The 20,075-nt window shown below is 65.7% G+C and carries 20 protein-coding genes, 1 tRNA gene, 1 other RNA gene and 1 pseudogene; 16 read left to right on the forward strand and 7 right to left on the reverse strand.

Features of this window, described 5'->3' with window-relative positions; genetic code table 11:
• Window positions 1-26 precede the first annotated feature (26 nt).
• The 11 genes and pseudogenes from RW112_RS06445 to RW112_RS06495 all read left to right on the forward strand — a co-directional run bounded on the left by RW112_RS06445 (window position 27) and on the right by RW112_RS06495 (window position 9,511).
• Window positions 27-788 (forward strand): sugar phosphate isomerase/epimerase, encoded by a 762-nt coding sequence (locus RW112_RS06445; protein ID WP_317780979.1) that lies wholly within the window; start codon window positions 27-29, stop codon window positions 786-788.
• Window positions 785-1,903 (forward strand): Gfo/Idh/MocA family oxidoreductase, encoded by a 1,119-nt coding sequence (locus RW112_RS06450; RefSeq protein ID WP_317780980.1) that lies wholly within the window; start codon window positions 785-787, stop codon window positions 1,901-1,903. Before RW112_RS06445 ends, RW112_RS06450 begins: the two co-directional genes overlap by 4 nt.
• A 10-nt stretch (window positions 1,904-1,913) precedes the next feature.
• Entirely contained in the window at window positions 1,914-3,122 is a 1,209-nt protein-coding gene (locus RW112_RS06455; RefSeq protein ID WP_317780981.1) for a Gfo/Idh/MocA family oxidoreductase, read from the forward strand.
• A gap of 1 nt (window position 3,123) precedes the next feature.
• Window positions 3,124-4,125, forward strand: a complete 1,002-nt coding sequence (locus tag RW112_RS06460) for a sugar phosphate isomerase/epimerase family protein (protein ID WP_317780982.1) — start codon at window positions 3,124-3,126, stop codon at window positions 4,123-4,125.
• A gap of 3 nt (window positions 4,126-4,128) precedes the next feature.
• Complete coding sequence (locus RW112_RS06465) at window positions 4,129-4,986, forward strand: DUF1080 domain-containing protein (RefSeq protein ID WP_317780983.1); 858 nt, start codon at window positions 4,129-4,131, stop codon at window positions 4,984-4,986.
• A gap of 2 nt (window positions 4,987-4,988) precedes the next feature.
• Complete coding sequence (locus tag RW112_RS06470) at window positions 4,989-5,891, forward strand: biopolymer transporter Tol (protein ID WP_317780984.1); 903 nt, start codon at window positions 4,989-4,991, stop codon at window positions 5,889-5,891.
• Window positions 5,884-6,921, forward strand: coding sequence for a Gfo/Idh/MocA family oxidoreductase (locus RW112_RS06475; RefSeq protein WP_317780985.1), 1,038 nt, complete (start codon window positions 5,884-5,886; stop codon window positions 6,919-6,921). The genes RW112_RS06470 and RW112_RS06475 overlap by 8 nt, the downstream gene beginning before the upstream one ends.
• Window positions 6,914-7,396, forward strand: coding sequence for a heme-degrading domain-containing protein (locus tag RW112_RS06480; RefSeq protein WP_317781569.1), 483 nt, complete (start codon window positions 6,914-6,916; stop codon window positions 7,394-7,396). The genes RW112_RS06475 and RW112_RS06480 overlap by 8 nt, the downstream gene beginning before the upstream one ends.
• A gap of 10 nt (window positions 7,397-7,406) precedes the next feature.
• Window positions 7,407-7,957, forward strand: a pseudogene (locus tag RW112_RS06485) (N-acetyltransferase family protein).
• A gap of 81 nt (window positions 7,958-8,038) precedes the next feature.
• The gene (locus tag RW112_RS06490) at window positions 8,039-8,770 is read left to right on the forward strand and encodes a DsbA family oxidoreductase (RefSeq protein ID WP_317780986.1); all 732 of its coding nucleotides are present in this window, start codon (window positions 8,039-8,041) and stop codon (window positions 8,768-8,770) included.
• A 117-nt stretch (window positions 8,771-8,887) separates the two neighbouring features.
• Complete coding sequence (locus RW112_RS06495) at window positions 8,888-9,511, forward strand: TetR/AcrR family transcriptional regulator (protein ID WP_317780987.1); 624 nt, start codon at window positions 8,888-8,890, stop codon at window positions 9,509-9,511.
• 34 nt (window positions 9,512-9,545) lie between these two features.
• Here the strand turns inward: RW112_RS06495 and RW112_RS06500 are convergent, their stop codons facing one another.
• Both RW112_RS06500 and RW112_RS06505 read right to left on the reverse strand, forming a co-directional pair.
• Window positions 9,546-10,211 (reverse strand): LytR C-terminal domain-containing protein, encoded by a 666-nt coding sequence (locus RW112_RS06500; RefSeq protein WP_317780988.1) that lies wholly within the window; start codon window positions 10,209-10,211, stop codon window positions 9,546-9,548.
• On the reverse strand, window positions 10,204-10,503 hold the full coding sequence (locus RW112_RS06505) for a type II toxin-antitoxin system VapB family antitoxin (protein WP_028272925.1): 300 nt from the start codon (window positions 10,501-10,503) through the stop codon (window positions 10,204-10,206). The genes RW112_RS06500 and RW112_RS06505 overlap by 8 nt, the downstream gene beginning before the upstream one ends.
• Window positions 10,504-10,650: 147 nt before the next feature.
• Between RW112_RS06505 and RW112_RS06510 the strand changes: the two genes are divergently transcribed.
• Window positions 10,651-11,565 carry a hypothetical protein gene (locus RW112_RS06510; protein ID WP_317780989.1) on the forward strand — a complete coding sequence of 305 codons (915 nt, stop codon included), beginning with the start codon at window positions 10,651-10,653 and terminating at the stop codon, window positions 11,563-11,565.
• Window positions 11,566-11,763: 198 nt separating this feature from the next.
• Window positions 11,764-13,239 carry a stealth family protein gene (locus RW112_RS06515; RefSeq protein WP_317780990.1) on the forward strand — a complete coding sequence of 492 codons (1,476 nt, stop codon included), beginning with the start codon at window positions 11,764-11,766 and terminating at the stop codon, window positions 13,237-13,239.
• 4 nt (window positions 13,240-13,243) lie between these two features.
• Here the strand turns inward: RW112_RS06515 and RW112_RS06520 are convergent, their stop codons facing one another.
• The 4 genes from RW112_RS06520 to RW112_RS06535 form a co-directional block, all read right to left on the reverse strand.
• Window positions 13,244-14,191: a phosphodiesterase gene (locus RW112_RS06520; protein WP_317780991.1), complete on the reverse strand. Its 948-nt coding sequence runs from the start codon at window positions 14,189-14,191 to the stop codon at window positions 13,244-13,246.
• A gap of 195 nt (window positions 14,192-14,386) precedes the next feature.
• Window positions 14,387-15,604: a formaldehyde dehydrogenase, glutathione-independent gene (gene fdhA, locus RW112_RS06525; RefSeq protein WP_317780992.1), complete on the reverse strand. Its 1,218-nt coding sequence runs from the start codon at window positions 15,602-15,604 to the stop codon at window positions 14,387-14,389.
• Window positions 15,605-15,847: 243 nt separating this feature from the next.
• Window positions 15,848-16,333 (reverse strand): glutathione peroxidase, encoded by a 486-nt coding sequence (locus RW112_RS06530; RefSeq protein ID WP_317780993.1) that lies wholly within the window; start codon window positions 16,331-16,333, stop codon window positions 15,848-15,850.
• Window positions 16,334-16,462: 129 nt separating this feature from the next.
• On the reverse strand, window positions 16,463-17,818 hold the full coding sequence (locus RW112_RS06535) for a M23 family metallopeptidase (protein WP_317780994.1): 1,356 nt from the start codon (window positions 17,816-17,818) through the stop codon (window positions 16,463-16,465).
• Window positions 17,819-18,122: 304 nt separating this feature from the next.
• Between RW112_RS06535 and RW112_RS06540 the strand changes: the two genes are divergently transcribed.
• Complete coding sequence (locus tag RW112_RS06540) at window positions 18,123-19,052, forward strand: oxygenase MpaB family protein (RefSeq protein ID WP_317780995.1); 930 nt, start codon at window positions 18,123-18,125, stop codon at window positions 19,050-19,052.
• A 46-nt stretch (window positions 19,053-19,098) separates the two neighbouring features.
• On the opposite strand, the gene RW112_RS06545 is transcribed toward RW112_RS06540, so the two are convergent.
• Window positions 19,099-19,183 (reverse strand) — tRNA-Ser (locus tag RW112_RS06545).
• A 373-nt stretch (window positions 19,184-19,556) separates the two neighbouring features.
• On the opposite strand from RW112_RS06545, the gene RW112_RS06550 reads away from it, so the two are divergent.
• Window positions 19,557-19,910, forward strand: coding sequence for a hypothetical protein (locus RW112_RS06550; RefSeq protein WP_317780996.1), 354 nt, complete (start codon window positions 19,557-19,559; stop codon window positions 19,908-19,910).
• Between the two features lie 68 nt (window positions 19,911-19,978).
• Window positions 19,979-20,075, forward strand: an RNA gene (gene ffs / locus RW112_RS06555) — signal recognition particle sRNA small type.

A 20,075-nucleotide genomic window follows, 5' to 3' on the forward strand; every position in this document is an offset into this window, starting at 1 on the left:
AAACGAAACTCCCGCAAAGGAACGAAATGTCTTACTCACTCCAGCTGTACACCCTGCGCAATGCCATCCAGGAGGATCTGCCGGGCACCATCAGGAAGGTGGCTGAGATCGGTTTCACCCAGGTTGAGCCGTACAACTTCGTGGCAACGGCAACGGAACTCGGTGCCGCCCTGAAGGAGAACGGCCTCACCGCTCCGTCCGGCCACGCCCCCCTGCTCAGCCAGGACCAGGACGAGATCTTCGCCGCCGCCAAGGACCTGGGCATCAGCACCGTCATCGACCCGTACCTCCCCGCCGAGCACTGGCAGACGGCCGAGGACATCCAGGCCACGGCCGCGAAGCTCAATGCTGCAGCCAAGAAGGGCGCCGAATACGGCATCCGCGTCGGGTACCACAACCACGCCTGGGAGCTGGAGTCCACCATTGAGGGCCGCACGGCACTGGAATACTTCGCAGACCTCCTGGACCCTGAACTGGTCCTCGAAGTGGACACCTACTGGGTTGCCGTCGGAGGCCAGGACCCCGTGGACATCCTGGCCAAGCTCGGCGACCGGGTGAAGTTCATCCACATCAAGGACGGCCCGCTCAACACCGACACCAAGGCGCAGCAGCCGGCCGGCCAGGGAAAGATTGCCGTATGGGACGTCATCGGCGCTGCCAAGTCCCTGGAAGTCGGAGTTGTGGAATTTGACGACTACTCCGGCGACATCTTCGACGGCATCGCCCAGAGCCTGGCGTACCTGAACACTGGAGCCAACGCCGAAGCCAACGAAGGCGCACGCGCATGAGCGCCGAAGCTACCCGCCGGGGCCCGGTGGGCGTCGCCGTCATCGGCGCCGGCAACATCAGCAAGCAGTACCTGGACAACCTGACCGTCTTCCCGGACCTCAAGGTCCACGTCATCGCCGACCTGTTCGAGGATGCTGCGGCCGCACGGGCGAAGGAATACGGGATCGCGGAGTCGGGCGGGGTGGACGCGGCGCTGAACCATCCCGACGTCGAAATCATCGTGAACCTGACCATCCCGGCGGCGCACGTGGAGGTGGCCACGGCCGCCGTCAACGCAGGCAAGCACGTCTGGACGGAAAAGCCGTTCTCGCTGGACCGGGAATCCGGGCTGGGGCTGCTGAAGGCTGCCGACGCCGCGGGACTCCGGCTCGGCTGCGCCCCGGACACGTTCCTGGGCGCCGGGCTTCAGACTGCACGGCGGCTCATTGAGCGCGGCGACATCGGCACCCCGCTGACCGCCATGACCACGTTCCAGACTCCCGGGCCGGAATCCTGGCACCCGAACCCTGCGTTCCTCTTCCAGTACGGTGCCGGTCCACTGTTCGACATGGGCCCGTACTACCTCACCGCGCTGGTCCAGACGTTCGGTTCCGTGCGCAAAGTGGCAGCCATCGGTTCCAAGGCGAAGGAAGTCCGCGTCATCGGGTCCGGTCCCAAGCTGGGCGAGGAGTTCACGGTGGAAGTCCCCACCCACGTGTCCGCGATGGCCCAGTTCGAAGGCGGCCAGTCCTCGCACAGCGTGTTCTCGTTCGAGTCTCCCCGCCAGCGGATGGGGTTCGTGGAGATCACCGGCACCGAAGCCACCCTCTCGCTCCCGGATCCCAACTACTTCGACGGCGATATCAGGCTCTGGCGCGCGGGCGACGAAGACTGGACCGTCATCCCCGCCACCGGCGCCTCAAACGGCCGCGGCATGGGTGTGCTGGACATGGCCCGCTCCATCCGGGCCGGGGTTCCGCACCGCGCCACGGGCAACCTCGCCTACCACGTGCTGGACACCATGGTCTCGATTTCCGAATCCGTTGAGTCCGGCACCTTCGTCAACGTCGAAAGCTCCGCCCCCGCGTCCCCGGCCCTCCCCGAGGACTGGGACCCCACCGCTTCCACCCTCTAGGAACCAGGCAATGAACTCCCCCGAAAGCACGGACGGCAGCAACCCGGACAACTCACCGCTGGGTGTGGCAATGATCGGCTATGCGTTCATGGGCAAGGCCCACTCGAACGCCTGGCGCAACGTTGCCTCCCACTTCGACGTCCCGGCCTTCGAACAGAAAGTGCTCGTGGGCCGGGACGCCGGGCAGGTCGCCGAAGCCGCCCGGAAATACGGCTGGGCGGAAACCGCGACGGACTGGCGCTCGGTCCTTGACCGGGACGACATTCACATCGTGGATATCTGCGCCCCGGGGTGGATGCACGCGGAGATCGCCATCGCGGCGCTTGAGGCCGGCAAACACGTGCTGGTCGAGAAGCCGCTCGCCAACACCCTGGCCGAGGCCGAAGCCATGGCGGACGCTGCCCGGTCCGCCCGGGAACGCGGCGTACAGTCCATGATCGGTTTCAACTACCGCCGCGTCCCGGCACTGGCACTGGCCCGGGAACTCATCGCCGAGGGCCGGCTGGGAACGATCCGTCACGTCCGGGCCGCGTACCTGCAGGACTGGCTGGTGGATGCCGGCTCCCCCATGACCTGGCGCCTGAACAAGGAAACCGCCGGGTCGGGCGCGCTGGGAGACATCGCCTCCCATGCGATCGACCAGGTCATGTTCCTGCTCGGCGGCACGGTCACCGAAGTCTCCGGGCGGCTGCACACCTTCGTGTCCAGCCGCCCCGGGCCAAGTGGTGCCGCAGGCGGCCTGGAAGAGGTAACGGTCGACGACGCCGCCTGGGCCACGCTGACCCTGGACACCGGGACCATCGCCTCCGTCGAAGTCTCGCGCATGGCTACCGGACAGAAGAACTCGCTCAAACTCGAGATCTACGGCGACAAGGGCTCCCTGCTGTTCGACCTTGAAGCCATCAACGAACTCGGTTTCCTGGACGCCACCGTCCCGGTCCGGGAACAGGGCTTCCGGCGAATCCTGGTCAACGAGCCCGAGCACCCGTACATGGCTGCCTGGTGGCCGCAGGGCCACGTGATCGGGTGGGAACACACCTTCACCCACGAAATCCGGGACTTCCTGGCCGCGATCGGCGGCGGCACCCCGCCGTCGCCGTCGTTCGAGGAGGGCCTGGCCGTGCAGCGGGTGCTGGCCGCCATCGAAGAGTCCGCCAACGCCAAATCCTCCATTATCCAGATCAGCACGTCCCCCGTCCCCGTTACCGAAGGAGCCTGACATGCCCCGCCCGTACACCCTGTTCACCGGCCAGTGGGCCGACCTCCCCTTCGAGGAAGTCGCCAAGCTCGCCTCCGGCTGGGGCTACGACGGCCTAGAAATCGCCGTCTCCGGCGACCACCTGGACGCCTGGCGCTGGGACGAACCCGGCTACGTCGAGTCCAAGCTCGCGGTCCTGGAGAAGTACAACCTCAAGGTCTGGGCCATCTCCAACCACCTCAAGGGCCAGGCCGTCTGCGATGACCCCATCGACTTCCGCCACGAGGCGATCGTCGGGTCCAAGGTCTGGGGCGACGGCGACCCCGAGGGCGTCCGCCAGCGCGCCGCCGAGGAAATGAAGCACACAGCCCGGCTCGCCAAAGCACTCGGCGTGGACACCGTGGTCGGGTTCACGGGTTCCTCCATCTGGCAGTACGTGGCCATGTTCCCGCCGGTCCCGGAGAAGGTCATCGAGGCCGGCTACCAGGACTTCGCGGACCGCTGGAACCCCATCCTGGACGTCTTCGACGAATGCGGGGTCCGCTTCGCCCACGAAGTCCACCCCTCCGAGATCGCCTACGACTACTGGACCACCGTACGCACCCTCGAAGCGATCGGGCACCGTCCGGCGTTCGGCCTGAACTGGGACCCGTCCCACTTCATGTGGCAGGGCATCGACCCCGTCTCCTTCATCTGGGACTTCAAGGACCGGATCTACCACGTGGACTGCAAGGACACCAAGCTCCGCCCCACCGGCCGGAACACCGTCATGGGCTCCCACCTGCCCTGGGGCGACCCCCGCCGCGGCTGGGACTTCGTCTCCGCAGGCCGCGGCGACGTCCCCTGGGAATCGTCCTTCCGCGCCCTGACCGCGATCGGCTACAACGGACCCATCTCCGTCGAATGGGAAGACGCCGGCATGGACCGCCTCCACGGCGCCCCCGAAGCCCTCGCCGCGCTCAAGAAGTTCGACTTCCCCGCCTCCCAGACCAGCTTCGACGCCGCCTTCAGCAGCAAGGACTAGCCGTTGAACCACACGGTTGATCGCGACGGCGGGTTCGTCCCTATGTTCGACGGCGCGAGCCTGGCTGGCTGGCACGCCGCACCCCGGGTGTACGGCACGGAATATCCTGGCGGCCCCGAGCTCCTGGGGCTCTTCGACCGCCGCGGCATCCCCCGCCCGGTGGAACCCGAAAAGCACCCGGCCAGGTGGTTCGTGGAAGACGGCGTCCTCGTCGGCGAGCAGGACACTCCGGGCAGCGGGTACGGCGGGTATCTCGTCAGCGACCAGCCCTACGGCGACTTCGAACTGGTTCTCGAAATGCGCTCTGACTGGCCGGCCGACACCGGCGTCATGATCCGCAGGCAACGGGACAGCTGGGAGGGTTTCCAGTTGCTCGTGGACCACCGCCCGTCCGGCGGCATTGGCGGATTTTTCGGCAACGGACTCGCAAGCTTCTCCGCGGTCCCGTTCGCCATCGACGCGGCCCTCGACGACGGCGGCCGGCCCACGGGGCTGGTTGCCGATGATCCGGCCACCTCGGTGGAACCCGTCACGGAAGAAAAGCGTGCGCGCCTAAGCCACGCCACCGACGTCGGGGATTTCCTTAAAGTGTGGCGCTGGGATGACTGGAACGAACTCCGCATCCGCTGTGTGGGCGCCATGCCGGTGATCACTACGTGGGTCAACGACCTCAAGATCGCCGAGCTGGACACCGCTACGCTGGACTCGCCGAACTACGACGCCGATGCTGTCCTGGGAGTGCTCGGCGAGCGCGGGCACATCGCGTTGGAAGTCCACGACAACGACTCCATGTTCGGCGAGGCCCGCTGGGGCAAGGGCGCGCAGTGCCGGTGGCGGAACATCCGGATCAAGGAGCTCTAAGCATGCTGCGTACCCTTCAGCCCGGCCAGCGCTGCGAAGTCTGGATTGCGGGCGTCACCGGCGAGCGCGAGCTGGTGTTCACGTCAGACGAGCTCCTCCTCGAAGCGCCCAACTGGACCCTCGACGGCTCGGCCCTGATCCTCAACGGGGACGGAAAGCTCTGGAACTTTGATGTTGCCGGCCGCACCATCAGCCAGGTCCCCCTCACCGGCATCCCCGATCTCAACAACGACCACGTCCTCGCCCCCGACGGAAAGCAGATCTTCCTCTCGGCGAACGACGGCCACATCTACCGCGCGCCGCTTGGCGGCGGCGCGGCAGAGAGAGTCACGGCCGACGACGGCTCCTTCCATTTCCTGCACGGCGTTAGTCCCGACGGCGGCGAGCTCGCCTACGTGGGGATCGAGGCCGGCGACTTCAGCCAGCCGGGGCGGCTCCTGACGGTTCCGGCCGGCGGCGGCCAGGCCACCCTCGTGGACGTCGGTACCGGCCATTGCGACGGGCCCGAGTACTCACCCGACGGAAAGTGGCTCTACCTGAACACGGAGTCCTTCACTTCACTTCCCGGCCATGCCCAGCTGGCCCGTGTGCAGGTTGACGGGACCGGGTTCGAACGGCTCCTCGACTCCGAAACAGTCGACTGGTTCCCCCACCTCTCCCCCGACGGAGAGCTGGCCAGCTACATCCGCTTCCCCAGCGGAACAGAAGGCCACCCCGCCGACCTGCCGGTCGACGTCGTGCTTGTCTCCACCGGCGACTGGGCCGCACCGCTGCACACGTGGTCCCTCTTCGGCGGCCAGGGAACACTGAACGTCAACAGCTGGGCACCGGACTCCAGGCGCTTTGCGTTTGTGGCGTACCCGCTGGCCAACACCGACTCACCAAAGGACCACGTTCGTGACTAATCAACCCGCCGGCACTTCCGACGGAGCAATCCGCTGGGGCATCCTCGGCACCGGATTCATCGCCGGGCTGCAAGCGCAGGACCTGAACGAGAACGGCTTCACGGTGCAGGCCGTCGGGTCACGCTCGCTGGACTCGAGCAAGGCGTTTACTGAGCAGTACGGCGTGGCAACCGCGCACGGCAGCTACGAGGACCTGGTGGCAGACCCGTTGGTTGACGTGGTGTACATCGCCACGCCGCACCCGTTCCACCACGCCAATGCCTTGTTGGCGTTGAACGCGGGCAAGCACGTGCTGGTGGAGAAGTCGTTCACCATGAACGCCCGCGAAGCCCAGGACATTGTTAACCTCGCGGAATCCAAGGGGCTCGTGGCGCTGGAAGCCATGTGGACTCGATTCCTCCCGCACATGATCCGCCTCCGCGCAATCATCCAGGAAGGCATTATCGGCGAGGTAAGGAAGGTGGTCGCCAGCCACAACCAGAGCCTGCCCAAGGACCCTGCCCACAGGCTGAACGATCCTGCACTGGGCGGCGGAGCGCTGCTGGACCTCGGCATCTATCCGATCTCCTTCGCGTTCGACATCCTGGGCACCCCGGAGACCATCCGCGCCAGCGCCTCCATGACGGCCACGGGGGTCGACCGCCAGACAGCGGCGATTTTTGAGTATGCCGACGGCCAGCAGGCCATTGTGGACTGCGAACTGGACGCCGCCAGCGCCAACCGGGCCATGGTCATCGGGACCGAAGGGTGGATCGACATCGAACCAACCTGGTACAACCCGACTCCGTTTACCGTCCATGCAGTTGACGGGACCATTGTGGAGCGGTTCGACCAGCCGGTCACCAGCCGCGGTATGCAGTACCAGGCTGCAGAACTGGAACGCCTCGTCCGCGCAGGCGACACCGCCGGCACCATCCTTCCTCCCAGCGAATCAGTTGCAGTCATGGCAGCAATGGACGAGATCCGCCGCCAGATCGGACTCACGTACGCTGCCGACAGCCTGCCTGAAGGGACCGTCCCGAATTACTGAGACCGACTCACCGCGGATCACCGAACTGCGGCAGCACGAGGAAGAGCTCGTTTTCGCCAGCTTTGACCATCACGACGCCTGGCGCCTGGGCTCGCTGATCGCCAACAGGGCGATCGCCGCGGGCCACGGAGTTGCCATCGATATCCGGCGCCACAACCTGGTTCTCTTCCGCTGTGTCCTGCCCGGTCCCACGGCCGACCAGGAGGAATGGATCCGCCGCAAGTCGGCCACGACCCTGCGGTTTGAGCGCAGCACGGCACTGTTGTCCGAAGAGTTCGCGGCCAAGGGCTTCGACCCACTGCAAGGCGGGTGGCTGGCGCCGGAGGACTACACCCTGGCCGGGGGCTCCTTCCCTGTCCGCGTCCGGGGCACGGGCGTCGTCGCCGCTGTCACGGCCTCCGGGCTGTCCTCCGACGACGACCACCAGCTGGTGGTCGACAGCATCAGGACGTTCCTCAAGGATCCCGCCGAATAGACTTTTGCCCATGACGCACACCATCCGGAAGGCAACCGAGGACGACGCCGGCAGGCTGGCCGGGCTGGCCGCCGTCACCTTTCCGCTCGCCTGCCCGCGCAGTCCTCCCCCGCCGACATCGCGGCGCATCTTGCGAACACCCTCAGCGAGGCGAACTTCCGCAGTTACCTGTCGGACCCGGACATCACGGTGCTGGTGATCGATTCCGACGGCGACCTCCGCGGTTACAGCATGCTGGTGGACCGGCCGGCCAGCGACCCGGACGTTGCCGCCGCCCTCACGATCCTTCCTGCCACGGAGCTCAGCAAGTGCTACGTGCACCCGGACCGCCATGGCCTGGGCGCAGCCGCCGAACTGATCCACGCCAGCCTGGCCGAGGCCGCGGCCTCCGGAGCCGCCGGAATGTGGCTGGGCGTCAACAGCCAGAACGCCAGGGCCGTCCGCTTTTACGAGAAATCCGGCTTCCGGAAAGTGGGCACCAAGTCGTTCACCCTGGGGACCACAGTGGAGCATGACTTCGTGATGGAGCGTGCACTCCCCCCAGCGCGAACGGACAGTTGAGGCCCCTGTCCCGGCGCAGGGGTGAGCCACGTGACATGCCGCCAGGGGAATGGATCCGGCGGGCAAGCGGTTGTTGCCAGCATGAAGATTGAGATTTGGTCCGACGTCGCGTGCCCCTGGTGCTATATCGGCAAGCGCCGTTTTGAAGCAGCCCTGGCCGAATTCCCGCACCGCGATTCCGTGGAGGTGCAGTGGCGCAGCTACCAGCTCGATCCCGGCCTGCCGGAGCACTACGACGGCACGGAACTTGAGTACCTCAGCACCCGCAAGGGCATGGCGCCGGCGCAGGTCTCGCAGATGTTCGACCATGTGGCGGAGCAGGCCAAAGGTGAGGGCCTCGCCTACCGGTTTGACGACGTCGTGGTTGCCAACAGCTTCACCGCACACCGGCTCATCCATCTGGCCGCCGCCCACGGCAAGCAGGACGCCGCCAAAGAGCGCCTGTTGAGCGACCATTTTGAGCACGGGAAGGACATCGGCAGCCGGGAGTACCTCACGTCCCTCGGCCGGGACCTAGGAATCGATGCCGGGGAGCTGGAGGAACTGTTCACCACGGACAAATATGCTGACGACGTCCGACTCGACTTCGAAGAAGGCCGGGCCCTGGGCATCACCGGCGTGCCGTTTTTCGTGATTGACCGCAAGTACGGCCTCTCCGGCGCCCAGCCGTCGGCGATGTTCAGCCAGGCACTCACCCAGGCCTGGCATGAGAAACAGCCCCTCGTCATGGCGGGCGCCGGCACCGGAGCGGACGGCAGTAAAAGCAGCGGCGACGGCGCCGGCGCGTGCGGTCCCGACGGCTGCGCTGTCTGACGCGCCCCTGAGTAATCGAGTTTTTGTCCAGATAACGCGACCAAACCCACGTTTAGCTCGCGTTATCTGGACAAAAACTCAAATAGGTTTGCTGACAGATCGCTGTAAAGTGTCTGTATGCCTAGGATTTCGGCCGCCACGAATGCTGCCCAACGAGCCGAGACCCAACGCCGTATTCTGACCGGCTTCGGCGAACTCCTCTTCACCCACGGCCTGCCCGGCCTCACCATGACTGATGTTGCGCGCCATGCCGGCATCGGACGCACTGCCGTGTACAACTACTACGCGGACATCGAGGAACTGCTGATCGCCTACGCCCTGGACGAAACCGAGCGCTTCCTCGACGGCCTCAGGGAATCCCTGCAGTCCCTGGAGAACCCGGTGGAACGCCTGGCCCTGTACGTCCGCACCCAGGTGGAGGACCTGAGCCGCCGCCACCTGCCGCCGGGCCCGGCCATGGCGGCAGTGCTCTCGCCGGCGTCCTTCTCCAAGCTCGCGGACCACGTGGGCGAGCTCAGCCTCCTCCTCCAGGACATCCTGCGCGACGCAATGGCGCAGGGCTACCTGCCCGGGGCGGACATCACGCAGCTGGCCCAGCTTATCCACGGCACCCTGTCCTCCAGCGCCGCACGCGGCGACGGCACGCCCGAAGCGGTGCTGCGGACCGTCCGGTTCATCCAGCTCGGAGCGGGGGCACGGTTCGACGACGACGGCCGTCCCGTCACGCTCGCCGCACCCTAGCCAGTTCCAGCCCCGGCCCCAGCCCCGGCGAGGCTCAGCCGGATTTGGGGATCACCGGCCACTTGGCGCTGTCGACGATCCGGCGGCTGTCGCGCGGGCAGCTGAGCCGGCCGGGCGTCTGGTCCACGAGTTCAGGCGCATTCAATTCCTTGAATTCACCCGTGAGGATCACATCCACGCTGCCGTCTGACCGACCGTCCTGGAAGTAATCCGACGCGGGAAGGTTCCGCTGGACGCTGAAGGCTGCCGATTGGCCGGCGGCACCGGAAACCACCGCGGCCACGCCCCGGTACCCGGACTGGGTGTTGCCCACCTCCGCCACCGCGAATTTCCTGGCAAGGAACTCGTCCGCCACCGAACGCGCCAGGCCCGGCCTGTTGGTGGCGTTGAAGACCCTGAGGGTGACTTTGTCGTTCGGGGTGTAATCAAAAGTGGTTGCTGGGCACGCCGAGGCGGCAGACGCGGTCCGCTCCGCCGTCGGGATCTTGATCTGGCCGTTCATGATGGCAAGCGCAACCACGATCGCGGAGATGATCAGCCCCACCAGCAGGACCAGCACCACACCGTGCAGGATCCGACGTCGCAGCCGGACAGGGTTGTCTGCCGTGTCGTCCTGTTCAACGAACGTGGCCCTGAGTTCCTGTCCGGAAACAACGCGGTGTCCGTGCAGGATCGTGAGGTCTTTCGGCTTCCTAGCCATCTATCACCAGCACACGGGCATGGATGGCGGTGCGCTGATGCAGTGCGGTCCGGACGGCACGGTGCAGCCCGTCCTCGAGGTACAGGGTTCCCCGGTACTGCACCACGTGGGGAAAGAGGTCGCCGAAGAACGTGGAGTCCTCGGCGAGGAGAGCCTCGAGGTCGAGGGTGCGCTTGGTGGTCACCAGCTCATCGAGCCGGACAGGCCGCGGCGGAAGGGCGGCCCATTCCTTGGGGGTGTTGTAACCATGGTCGGGGTAAGGGCGGCCCTCGCCCACAGCTTTGAATATCACCCTGCAAGCCTATGGAAGTTGCCCGGCCAAGGGAACGAATGACCCCGCGCAGTTCCAAGGTTGTAGCCAAACAGTGACCATTGGGGGCCGGTGACGCAGCAAGGCAACATTCTGCGCCGGGCCGGTCCGGACTGCGAGAATGGAGGCATGACTGCACCCGGTAACCGCGCCGCCGCATCGGCGTCGGCTCCTCCCCTTGCCCTACTGCTCGACGTCGACGGCCCCGTGGCCAGTCCGGTCACCCGCGATGTCAAGCCGGAGATCATTGCGGACATGGTGGCCCTGGCCACCGCCGGGATTCCGGTCATCTTCAACACGGGCCGCTCGGACGCGTTCATCCGCGAGCAGGTCATGGAGCCCATGATCGCGGCGGGCATGCCGAGCGGAACCATCATCCACGCCATCTGCGAAAAGGGTGCCGTCTGGTTCAGCTACACGGCTGCGGGGCCCGGCCCCATGCATGTGGACCACGACCTCGCCGTCCCCCGGGCCTACGGCGATGACGTCCGCCGGCTGGTTTCCGAGGACTACGCGAACCACATGTTCTACGACGAAACCAAGCGCGCCATGGTCTCCGTGGAGCAGCACATCGACGTGCCCAGCCAGGACTACCTCGACGAACAGAAACTGTTCGACGCCGACGCCATGGAACTGATGGCCCGTCACGGCCTGGGCGTGGTCCGGCTGGACCACCATGCTCCCGATTCGGACGACCAGGTTGACTACCGGGTGGATCCCACCATCATTTCCACCGACATCGAGTCGGTACGCCTCGGCAAGGACCTGGGTGCCAGCCGCGCCGTGGAACTCCTCGCCGCGCAGGGAATCCGGCCTCTCGCCTGGCGGACGGTGGGCGACTCCCGCACCGACTACGCCATGGCCGACTGGCTGCACCACAACGACCACGAGGTGAAGCACGTGGACGTCCGCCCGGCGGACGGGGTTCCCGTCAAGCCGTACGCGGTCCTGACCGCCGCCGACCTGGGGCTCGCCGAAGACGTGATCCACGACGACGCCGGTGCGGCATTCCTGCGCAGCTGGCGGGACGCCCTGGCCGGCTAAGTCCGGGATTAGTCCGGTTTTTTTGCGCGGGTTATTATGCAGGTAGGACCTCTATAGACAAAAGCTCGGAGAAACACCATTACAGACGCACTCGTTCAGGATGAGATCTACTACGGCGGTCAGCCCTCCGACGACGGCCGGAGCCACGCCGAAGTTACGTCGCCCGCCGCTGTTGCGCGGCTGAAGAACCGCCCCGACGTGGTCCGCCACCGGGGGCGCTACGCGCTAATCAATGACACCCGGACGCCTTATCAGGCCATGGTGGAGGACCTGCTGTTCATCCGCAATGTCCTCGCGAATGCGGGCCTGGACTACCTTCTGGTCCGCGGCAACAACCACCGGCCGGTCATTGCGCTGGACTGGGAGAACCGGAAGAAGCTCCGGGCCGCGCTGGTGGAAGCGTGCCGTGACGAGCCTGTTTACTCCATGACCGTGGACGCCAAGAAGAAGTCCTCTGTCCTGGTTGCCGACGGCGAGCTCTCCCCCAACCGCCAGGCCCGGATCTTCCGGCTCTACCGTCCGCGGGTGGAACCCAACGGCGGTTTCGACTTCGGCTCCTCCGCCGGCGTGCAGATCGAGCTGTGGAGCTTCGAAGGCAAACAGCTGATCCTGCCGATCGAAAATTCCCTCACCCGCCGGACCATGCTCACCACCGACGCAGTGCGCGGCACCGTGGAGCGCTACGGCCACACCTGGCCCACCATCGAGAACATGTTCGCGGACCACGCGAGCGATATCAGCTTCGACATCGACATGGTGTTTTCCTGGGTGGACGGCAGCTCGCCAGAGTACATCGCCGCGCGGCGCGCCAGGATGGCAGGCGTGGTGGTGGGCGAAGGCGACGACCACGAGGCCCGCTACCGCCAGATCGACGAACTGAAGTATGCCCTGCGCTCGGTCTACATGTTCGCTCCGTGGGTGCGGCGCATCTTTATCGCCACGGACTCCCCGGCACCCGCCTGGCTGGCCGACCACCCGTCCGTGACCATTGTGCGCAGCGAGGAATTCTTCGCGGACCCGTCCGTGCTGCCCACGCACAATTCACAGGCCGTCGAGTGCCAGCTGCACCACATCGAAGGGCTCTCGGAGCACTTCCTGTACTCCAACGACGACATGTTCTTCGGCCGCGCGGTGGGACCGGACATGTTCTTCACCCCGGGCGGCGTCACCAAGTTCATTGAGGCGGAAACCCGCATCGGGCTGGGCGATAACGATGCAGAGCGCAGCGGTTTCGAGAACGCCGCCAGGGTGAACCGGAAACTCCTGTGGGACCGGTTCGGCCGGATCACCACCCGCCATCTGGAGCACACGGCTGCCCCGTTGCGGCGGAGCGTGGTAGCCACCATGGAGCAGGAGTTCCCGCAGGAATTCGCCAAGACCGCGGCAAGCCGGTTCCGTGCCGCGGACAACATCTCCGTCACGAACTCCTTTTACCACTACTACGCCCTGCTGACCGGGAGGGCGGTGACCCAGACGGCAGCGAAGGTGAGGTACATCGACACGACGATGCGGTCAGGCCTCAATTACCTGCCCAAGCTGCTGTCCAAGCGCAACATGGACTTCTTCTGCCTGAACGACGGCAGCTTCCCCGAAGTGGAAGCGGACGAACGTGCCGAGCTGGTGACGGACTTCCTGGAGAAGTACTACCCCATCAAGGCGCCCTGGGAAAAGTAGAAACTCAGCGTCCGGAACCCAGGCTGACCATGGGGATGCTCTGGGTGGGCGGGTGTCCCTGGGTCTTCGCCTGGCGCGGAATGCGGACGCCGGCGGCCGCCAGCCGCCGCTGGGTTTCCGCCGCGCTCACAACCTCGCCCACGGCTGCCGCGCTGCCGACAGGCACCACGGAATGCACAATCGTGTGTTCATACACGTGCACGAGGTTGAAGGCCTGGCCGCCGTCGTGCGGGCGCGTGCCGCCCACGGGTACGTTCAGGTCCTGGGTGTAGCAGGTGGCGGAGGCCACCGACACCGGGATCCCTGCGAAGGTGGCGGTGGTGGAGTAGTGCAGGTGGCCGGCCAGGATGGTGCGGACGTCCGAGTTGCGCAGCACAGCTGCCAGGGCCGGCTGGCCGCGGAGCTCCACGAGGACGGCAAGGTCCAGGATGGAGGGAACCGGCGGGTGGTGCAGCGCCAGGATGGTGCCGTCCGGCGCAGGGGTGGCGAGTTCAGCAGCGAGCCATTCCAGCTGGTCCTCGCTGAGTTCACCATGGTGGAACCCCGGCACCGAGGTGTCCAGGGTGATCACCCGCAGTCCGTTGACGAAGTAACTGAGGTCCAGCGGTGAATCGTTCCCGGGCTGGTCGAGCAGGCCGGCGCGGAAGTTTCCACGGTCGTCGTGGTTTCCCATGGCCCAGATGACCTGCGCGTTCATCGCCTTGCATGCGGGTTCAACGATTGCGCGGAGCTTTACATACGCCTCGGGTTCGCCCTGGTCCGCCAGGTCGCCGGTGAAAATCACGGCTTCCGGGCGGGCGCCTGATGCTTTGACTTCCTCAAACAATTGCTTCAGGCGGGCTTCGCTGTCCACTGCGCCATACAAGTGATCCGGACCTCCCAACAGGTGGGGGTCGCTCAGGTGGAGTAGAAAATGACGCGGCCGCGGGTGTTCGGCCTCGATGAGCTCCATTACTGCCTTCGTGGTTGGTTGGAAGCGGCGCCTCCAGTGTCCCTCTCAGTAAGGTCTATCCAACCAGACATTCGGCCAACAATGTGCAAACTCCAGTATGCATGTTTGAAAATAAGGCAATAACGAGTAGTTCGGCGGGCACACACCCCACTCGGTGTGTGCCCGCCGGCACGTGGTTACTCAGTACTTGGCGGCTTAGCTCAGGTAGCCGTTCGGGTTGAGGACGTACTTCGTGGCGGCGCCGGCGTCGAACTCGGCGTAGCCCTGGGGCGCCTCCTCAAGCGTGATCGCCTTGGCGTTCACGTTCTTGGCGATGTTCACCTTGTCGTTCAGGATTGCCATCATCAGCTGCCGGTTGTACTTCATCACGGGACACTGGCCCGTGGTGAAGCTCAGCGACTTGGCCCAGCCGGTACCCAGGCTCAGGCTCAGGGCACCCTTCTTGGCTGCCTCGTCAATGCCGCCCGGATCGCCCGTCACGTACAGCCCCGGAATGCCCAGCGCACCGCCGGCGGCGGTGATGTCCATCAGCGAGTTCAGCACCGTGGCCGGCGCCTCTTCGGCGTCCTTGCCATGTCCGTGACCGCGCGCCTCGAAGCCGACTGCGTCCACGCCGCAGTCCACTTCCGGGAGGCCAAGGATCTGCTCGATCTGCTCCGCCGGGCCGCCCTTGGTGAGGTCCACCGTTTCGCAGCCGAAGCTGCGCGCCCGCGCCAGCCTGTCCTCGTTCAGGTCGCCCACAATCACAACGGCGGCGCCCAGCAGGTGCGCGCTGGTAGCCGCTGCCAGGCCCACGGGACCGGCCCCTGCGATGTAGACGGTGGAGCCGACGCCGACCCCGGCGCTGACAGCGCCATGGAATCCCGTGGGGAAGATGTCCGAAAGCATGGCCAGGTCGAGGATCTTCTCCATGGCCCGGTCCTTGTCCGGGAACTTCAGCAGGTTCCAGTCCGCGTAGGGCACCAGGACGTAGTTGGCCTGGCCGCCCACCCAGCCGCCCATGTCGACGTACCCGTAGGCGCTTCCCGGCCGGTCCGGATTGACGTTGAGGCAGATGCCGGTCTTGCGTTCCTTGCAGTTGCGGCAGCGGCCGCAGGCGATGTTGAACGGGACGGAGCAGATATCCCCCACCTTGATGAATTCAACGTCCGGGCCGACTTCCACTACTTCACCGGTGATTTCGTGCCCCAGGACGAGGTCCGGCGGAGCAGTGGTGCGGCCGCGTACCATGTGCTGGTCGGAGCCGCAGATGTTGGTGGCAACGGTCTTGAGGATCACGCCATGGCGCACGGAGCGGCCCACATTGGCGGGGTTGACGCCCGGTCCGTCCTTGAGTTCGAAGCTGGGATAGTCAATGTCGATCAGTTCGACCTTGCCCGGTCCCTTGTAGGCAACGGCTTTGTTCCCTGTCATCTCTTTCCCCCTGGTTTCACGGGCATCCGCAAGGATGCCCCGTGTGATTCATGAAGTACTGATGCGCCCTCCGAGGCAGGCATGGACCGGCCGCGCCGTCCCGCAGTGGTACAGCGGGCGAAGCCGCGGCCATGCAGAACAGATTGGAGGGTCCGGCCAGTCTAGGCGGTAAGCATGCTTAGGAACATGGGCCGTTGGGCCCTAGTGACCGCCGTCGTTGTGGTGTCGTCCCACGCGCTGTCGTCAGGCGAGGGCATCCTCGACGGCGCCGATGACCTCTGGCGAATCCGGCTCCACCGTGGGAGCAAAGCGGGCCACCACAAACCCGTCGCGGTTGACCAGGAACTTTTCAAAGTTCCACTTCACCATCCCGGGGAGCAGCCCGTTCTTGAATTTGGTGAGTTCTGCGTATAGCGGGTGCTGGTTCTTGCCGCGCACATCAGCCTTTGCGGCCAGCGGAAATGTCACGCCGAAGTTGCGTTCGCAGAATTCGGCGATTTCGTCGTCGCCACCCGGCTCCTGTCCGGCGAACTGGTTGCACGGCACGCCCAGGATCTCGAATCCCTGGTCCTTGAACTTGCCGTACAGCAATTCGAGGCCGGCGTACTGCGGCGTGAAGCCACACTGGGAGGCCACGTTGACCACCATCACCACGTTTCCCTTGAAGCGGCCAAAATCGGTTTCTGTTCCGTCATTGAGGGTCAGCGGAATGGAGTGGATCGAATTCACGGAGGGCTTCCTTAAGAAACTGGTCATGGCTGCTATTCGTTGACAACGGCCAAGTGTATGGGTTGGTGCCCGTGTGAATTCCGGCGCGGTCCGTCAACAGGGACGAGCGCGATGGTAAACCGAATGCCCTTATGGCGCGGGGGTGGGTGTTTCTGTTGGCGTCGGCTCGGCTGACTCCGTTGGTACAGGCACCGCGGCGGGCTCAGTCGCGGGCACCTCGGTCGGTTCGGCGGTGGGCGTTGGTACGGGCACCTCTGTCGGTTCGGCGGTGGGCGCCACGGTGGGTTCGGTGGTGGCCGAGAACGTCGGCTCGGCGGTGGGCGCCACGGTGGGTTCGGTGGTGGCCGAGAACGTCGGCTCGGCGGTGGGCGCCACGGTGGGTTCGGTGGTGGCCGAGAACGTCGGCTCGGCGGTGGGCTCAGCCGTGGGTTCCGTAGTGGGTTCCGGGGAAGGTTCCCACGTGGGCTCAGCCGTGGGTTCCGCGGTGACGCTCTCCGTCGGCGCGGCTGGCTCAGTGGACTGCCCGGTCTGGGTTGGAGTCGGCGTCGGCGTGGGAGTCGGCGTCTGGGTCGGCGGAGGTGTCGGGGTGGCCGTAGCGGTGCCGGTAGGCGATGGGGTGGGGGTCGCCGTCGAGCTTCCCGGCGCAGAAGGCGAAGCGGAAGGCGACGGCGTCGCGGTGGCCGTCGCGGCGGGCGTTTCCGGCGCTGGAACTTCAGCCTCGCCGCCTGACACGGTGTGCGAGTTGTCTGTGGAAACGGGGATGGCCCACGTGGGATCGCCTTCGGGGGCGCCGCCGCCGGGAACGTAGCTGATCATGTCGATGTTCCCGAGCTCATCCAGCTGCTTGGTGGGCAGGAGCGTCCAGTCCAAGGGGTTGGCGTGGACGCCGTTGAGGATAGTTTCAAAGTGCAAGTGGCACCCCGTGGACGAACCTGTGGTGCCGACTTTTGCAATGACCTCGCCCACCTGGACGGAGTCGCCCTTCTTGACGGCGATCCCTTCCAAATGGTTGTAGGTGGTGATCAGCCCGTTGCCGTGGTCGATCTCCAAACGGTTGCCGCCGCCCCAGGGGTGCCAGCCCACGGCCCTGACCACACCGGCGTCGGCCGCGTACACGCGACTGCCGCACGCAGCCGCAAAGTCCTGGCCCCAGTGGAACTCGCCCAGGGTCCCGGTCAACGGGCTGACCCGGAGCCCGAAGCCTGACGTTTCGGTCAGTACTTCCAGGGGAGACATCAGGGAACCGGCAGGTGGGCGCCTCAGTTCATCGGAGGCAACGTTCAGTTCGCGCTGGCCGCTTTTGGAGGTTGTCCTGATGTCGCTACGGCTGAAGGAGATCACTGCGTTGGCATTGGCCGAAACGGCGTCCGGGGAAATGCCCAGCGGTTTCACGAAGGCATCCGGCCACCAGGGCGCAACTCCCGCGTTGCCTATCGGGGCCTGCTTCGAGGCGGCAACCACCGCAGATGGCGCAGCCGGGGGCACTTGGAGACTAAGCCCAATCACGCCAAACGTTGAAACGGCGCATACGCCAAGAATCCGTGCAGCGACGAGGCAGGGCCTGGCTGGTTGCTCGTCGTGTCCATATCCCCAGTGATTTCCCACGTGCGACTCCTGCGATAGGCCCGCCAGACCCCAATCTCGACGGACTTACGATTCCTATGGGACCACAGCCCCATCGACTCTGTGAACCCCCCAACATCGGCCCGCCCACGCACGCCCGCGGAATTCCGCCACTTCCGGCCGGAATTCCCAGCTGACTCACAGCAACGGGGCGCAAGAATGGACCATGCGCAATGTCCTCAGGGAGTGGCAGGCCGAGCTCAGGCAGACCTTCACCGGCTCGCGGGGTGCGGTGCCGCCCTGGGTCCCCCGGCTTGAGGACGGTGACGACGCCGGTTACCACCTTCCGGGGTCCGCGGTCTGGGCGGTCCACGGTTCAATGACCACTATCGTGGCGGGAATCCGTGCACTCCTGATGCAGGCCCTCCATCCGGGCGCCCTCGCCGGCGTGCACGACCATTCACGGTTCCGCGAAGATCCCCTGGGACGGCTGGCCGGAACCATCCGCTGGATCTTCACCGTCTCCTATGGCTCCACCTCCGCGGCGCATGAAGCCTCCGGCTGGGTGCTGCGGCTGCACGAATCGGTGCGGGGGGACTACGTGGACGCCCACGGAATCACCAGGAGCTATGCAGCCAACGACCCCGAACTCCTCCGCTGGGTCCACATCGCCTTCACTGACGCATTCCTCTCTGCCCACAAGATCTGGGGACGGCCCATCCCCGGCGGTCCGGATGCCTACGTCCGGGAGTGGGCGCACGCAGGAACGCTGATGGGGGTTGATTCGCCCCCGCTGAGCGAGGCGGAAATGAGGCGGCAGCTGGACAGCTGGTACGACGACGGCGACCTCCGCTCCGATGACCGGGTGGCGGAGATTGTGGCCTTCATCCGCAACCCGCCGCTGCATCCTTCGCTGCGCCCCGGATACCGGATGCTGTTTGCCGCCGCTGTCGCCAGCCTGGACCCAAAATACCGGGATCTACTGGGGCTCCGGACAGCCCGGCTGGGTCCCCTGCCGCTGCCGGTGAGGCTCGGCACCAAAGTGACTCTCGCCGTCGTCCAGCTGGCCCTTGGCGGGGCAAAACGCGGACGCAGGATTGGGCCGAGCGAACAGGCAGCACGACGCCGGCTGCGCCGCCTGGGTTTTGCGGCTTAGTGCCGGAACGCAAAAAGGCCCCGGTCCGAGGACCGGGGCCAAACCGCGGAGAATGGGGGATTTGAACCCCCGAGGGCGTTAACCCAACACGCGTTCCAGGCGTGCGCCATAGGCCGCTAGGCGAATTCTCCAGTAGCTTCTGAATCAAAAGCAGATACTAGACTACCTGAACTTTCCGGCATCACCCAATTGGGCACTGCGGGACGTTACGACGGCGTGCTGAGTGGTGCCCGGACCCGCGTTTCAAAAGGCCCGTTAACGTCAAAATGGACGCCCCCAATGCGCCCACTCCGCCGGAACACCGTTGAGCTGCCGGGTCCGGCCCTCGCGCCAGGCCCTGCAGCTCACAACCTTGAGCTCAACTTGAGATTGCCCCAATCGGTGTACATATCCATCGTCCGCCCTGCGGCAATGATAAGCAAGGGTTCCTGGCCGAATATCGGCGGACCGTTACCGACTTGTGCCGGTATCCGCTTCCGGCAACGTGCTGGAAAGATGGGCGGCATGACCCAACTGCATGCCCTGGTGACATACGTTCCCGCAGACCATACGGAGGCGGTCCTCGCCGCCGTCGGCGGTGCGGGAGCCGGACGGATCGGCAACTATTCGCACTGCGCCTTCACCACCCCCGGCACCGGACGGTTCACACCCCTCGCCGGATCCCAGCCGTTTATCGGTTCCCAGGGCCGCAGCGAACACGTGCCGGAGGTAAGGATCGAGTGCGTCGTCACGGAAGACGTGCTCGACGCCGTTGTGGCAGCCCTTCGCGCCGCCCACCCCTATGAGGAGCCCGCACTGATGAGCTGGGCGGTCAACGGACACCGCCCGGCAACGGCGCAGGGCGGCCGCGAAACCTAGCCGGGGCCGCCCTGAATGAGCCGTCGTCGGTCGATTCGGGGCACACGAAATCATCGGGTAAACTCATTGACGGCCCCTCATGTGGCGTCATCCTGTTGAACTCCCCCAGGACCGGAAGGTAGCAAGGGTAGACGGGCTCTGGCGGGTGCATGGGGGGTCTTTACT

This window comes from Arthrobacter sp. B10-11 (assembly GCF_033142195.1).
Classification (GTDB): Bacteria; Actinomycetota; Actinomycetes; order Actinomycetales; family Micrococcaceae; genus Arthrobacter; species Arthrobacter oryzae_C.

Bases quoted from the DNA above. Each gene is read 5' to 3' on its own strand.
- RW112_RS06445 (WP_317780979.1), top strand. From the start codon at position 27: ATGTCTTACTCACTCCAGCTGTACACCCTGCGCAATGCCATCCAGGAG.
- RW112_RS06450 (WP_317780980.1), top strand. From the start codon at position 785: ATGAGCGCCGAAGCTACCCGCCGGGGCCCGGTGGGCGTCGCCGTCATC.
- RW112_RS06455 (WP_317780981.1), top strand. From the start codon at position 1,914: ATGAACTCCCCCGAAAGCACGGACGGCAGCAACCCGGACAACTCACCG.
- RW112_RS06460 (WP_317780982.1), top strand. From the start codon at position 3,124: ATGCCCCGCCCGTACACCCTGTTCACCGGCCAGTGGGCCGACCTCCCC.
- RW112_RS06470 (WP_317780984.1), top strand. From the start codon at position 4,989: ATGCTGCGTACCCTTCAGCCCGGCCAGCGCTGCGAAGTCTGGATTGCG.
- RW112_RS06490 (WP_317780986.1), top strand. From the start codon at position 8,039: ATGAAGATTGAGATTTGGTCCGACGTCGCGTGCCCCTGGTGCTATATC.
- RW112_RS06495 (WP_317780987.1), top strand. From the start codon at position 8,888: ATGCCTAGGATTTCGGCCGCCACGAATGCTGCCCAACGAGCCGAGACC.
- RW112_RS06500 (WP_317780988.1), bottom strand. From the start codon at position 10,211: ATGGCTAGGAAGCCGAAAGACCTCACGATCCTGCACGGACACCGCGTT.
- RW112_RS06510 (WP_317780989.1), top strand. From the start codon at position 10,651: ATGACTGCACCCGGTAACCGCGCCGCCGCATCGGCGTCGGCTCCTCCC.
- RW112_RS06520 (WP_317780991.1), bottom strand. From the start codon at position 14,191: ATGGAGCTCATCGAGGCCGAACACCCGCGGCCGCGTCATTTTCTACTC.
- fdhA (WP_317780992.1), bottom strand. From the start codon at position 15,604: ATGACAGGGAACAAAGCCGTTGCCTACAAGGGACCGGGCAAGGTCGAA.
- RW112_RS06540 (WP_317780995.1), top strand. From the start codon at position 18,123: ATGCGCAATGTCCTCAGGGAGTGGCAGGCCGAGCTCAGGCAGACCTTC.
- RW112_RS06550 (WP_317780996.1), top strand. From the start codon at position 19,557: ATGACCCAACTGCATGCCCTGGTGACATACGTTCCCGCAGACCATACG.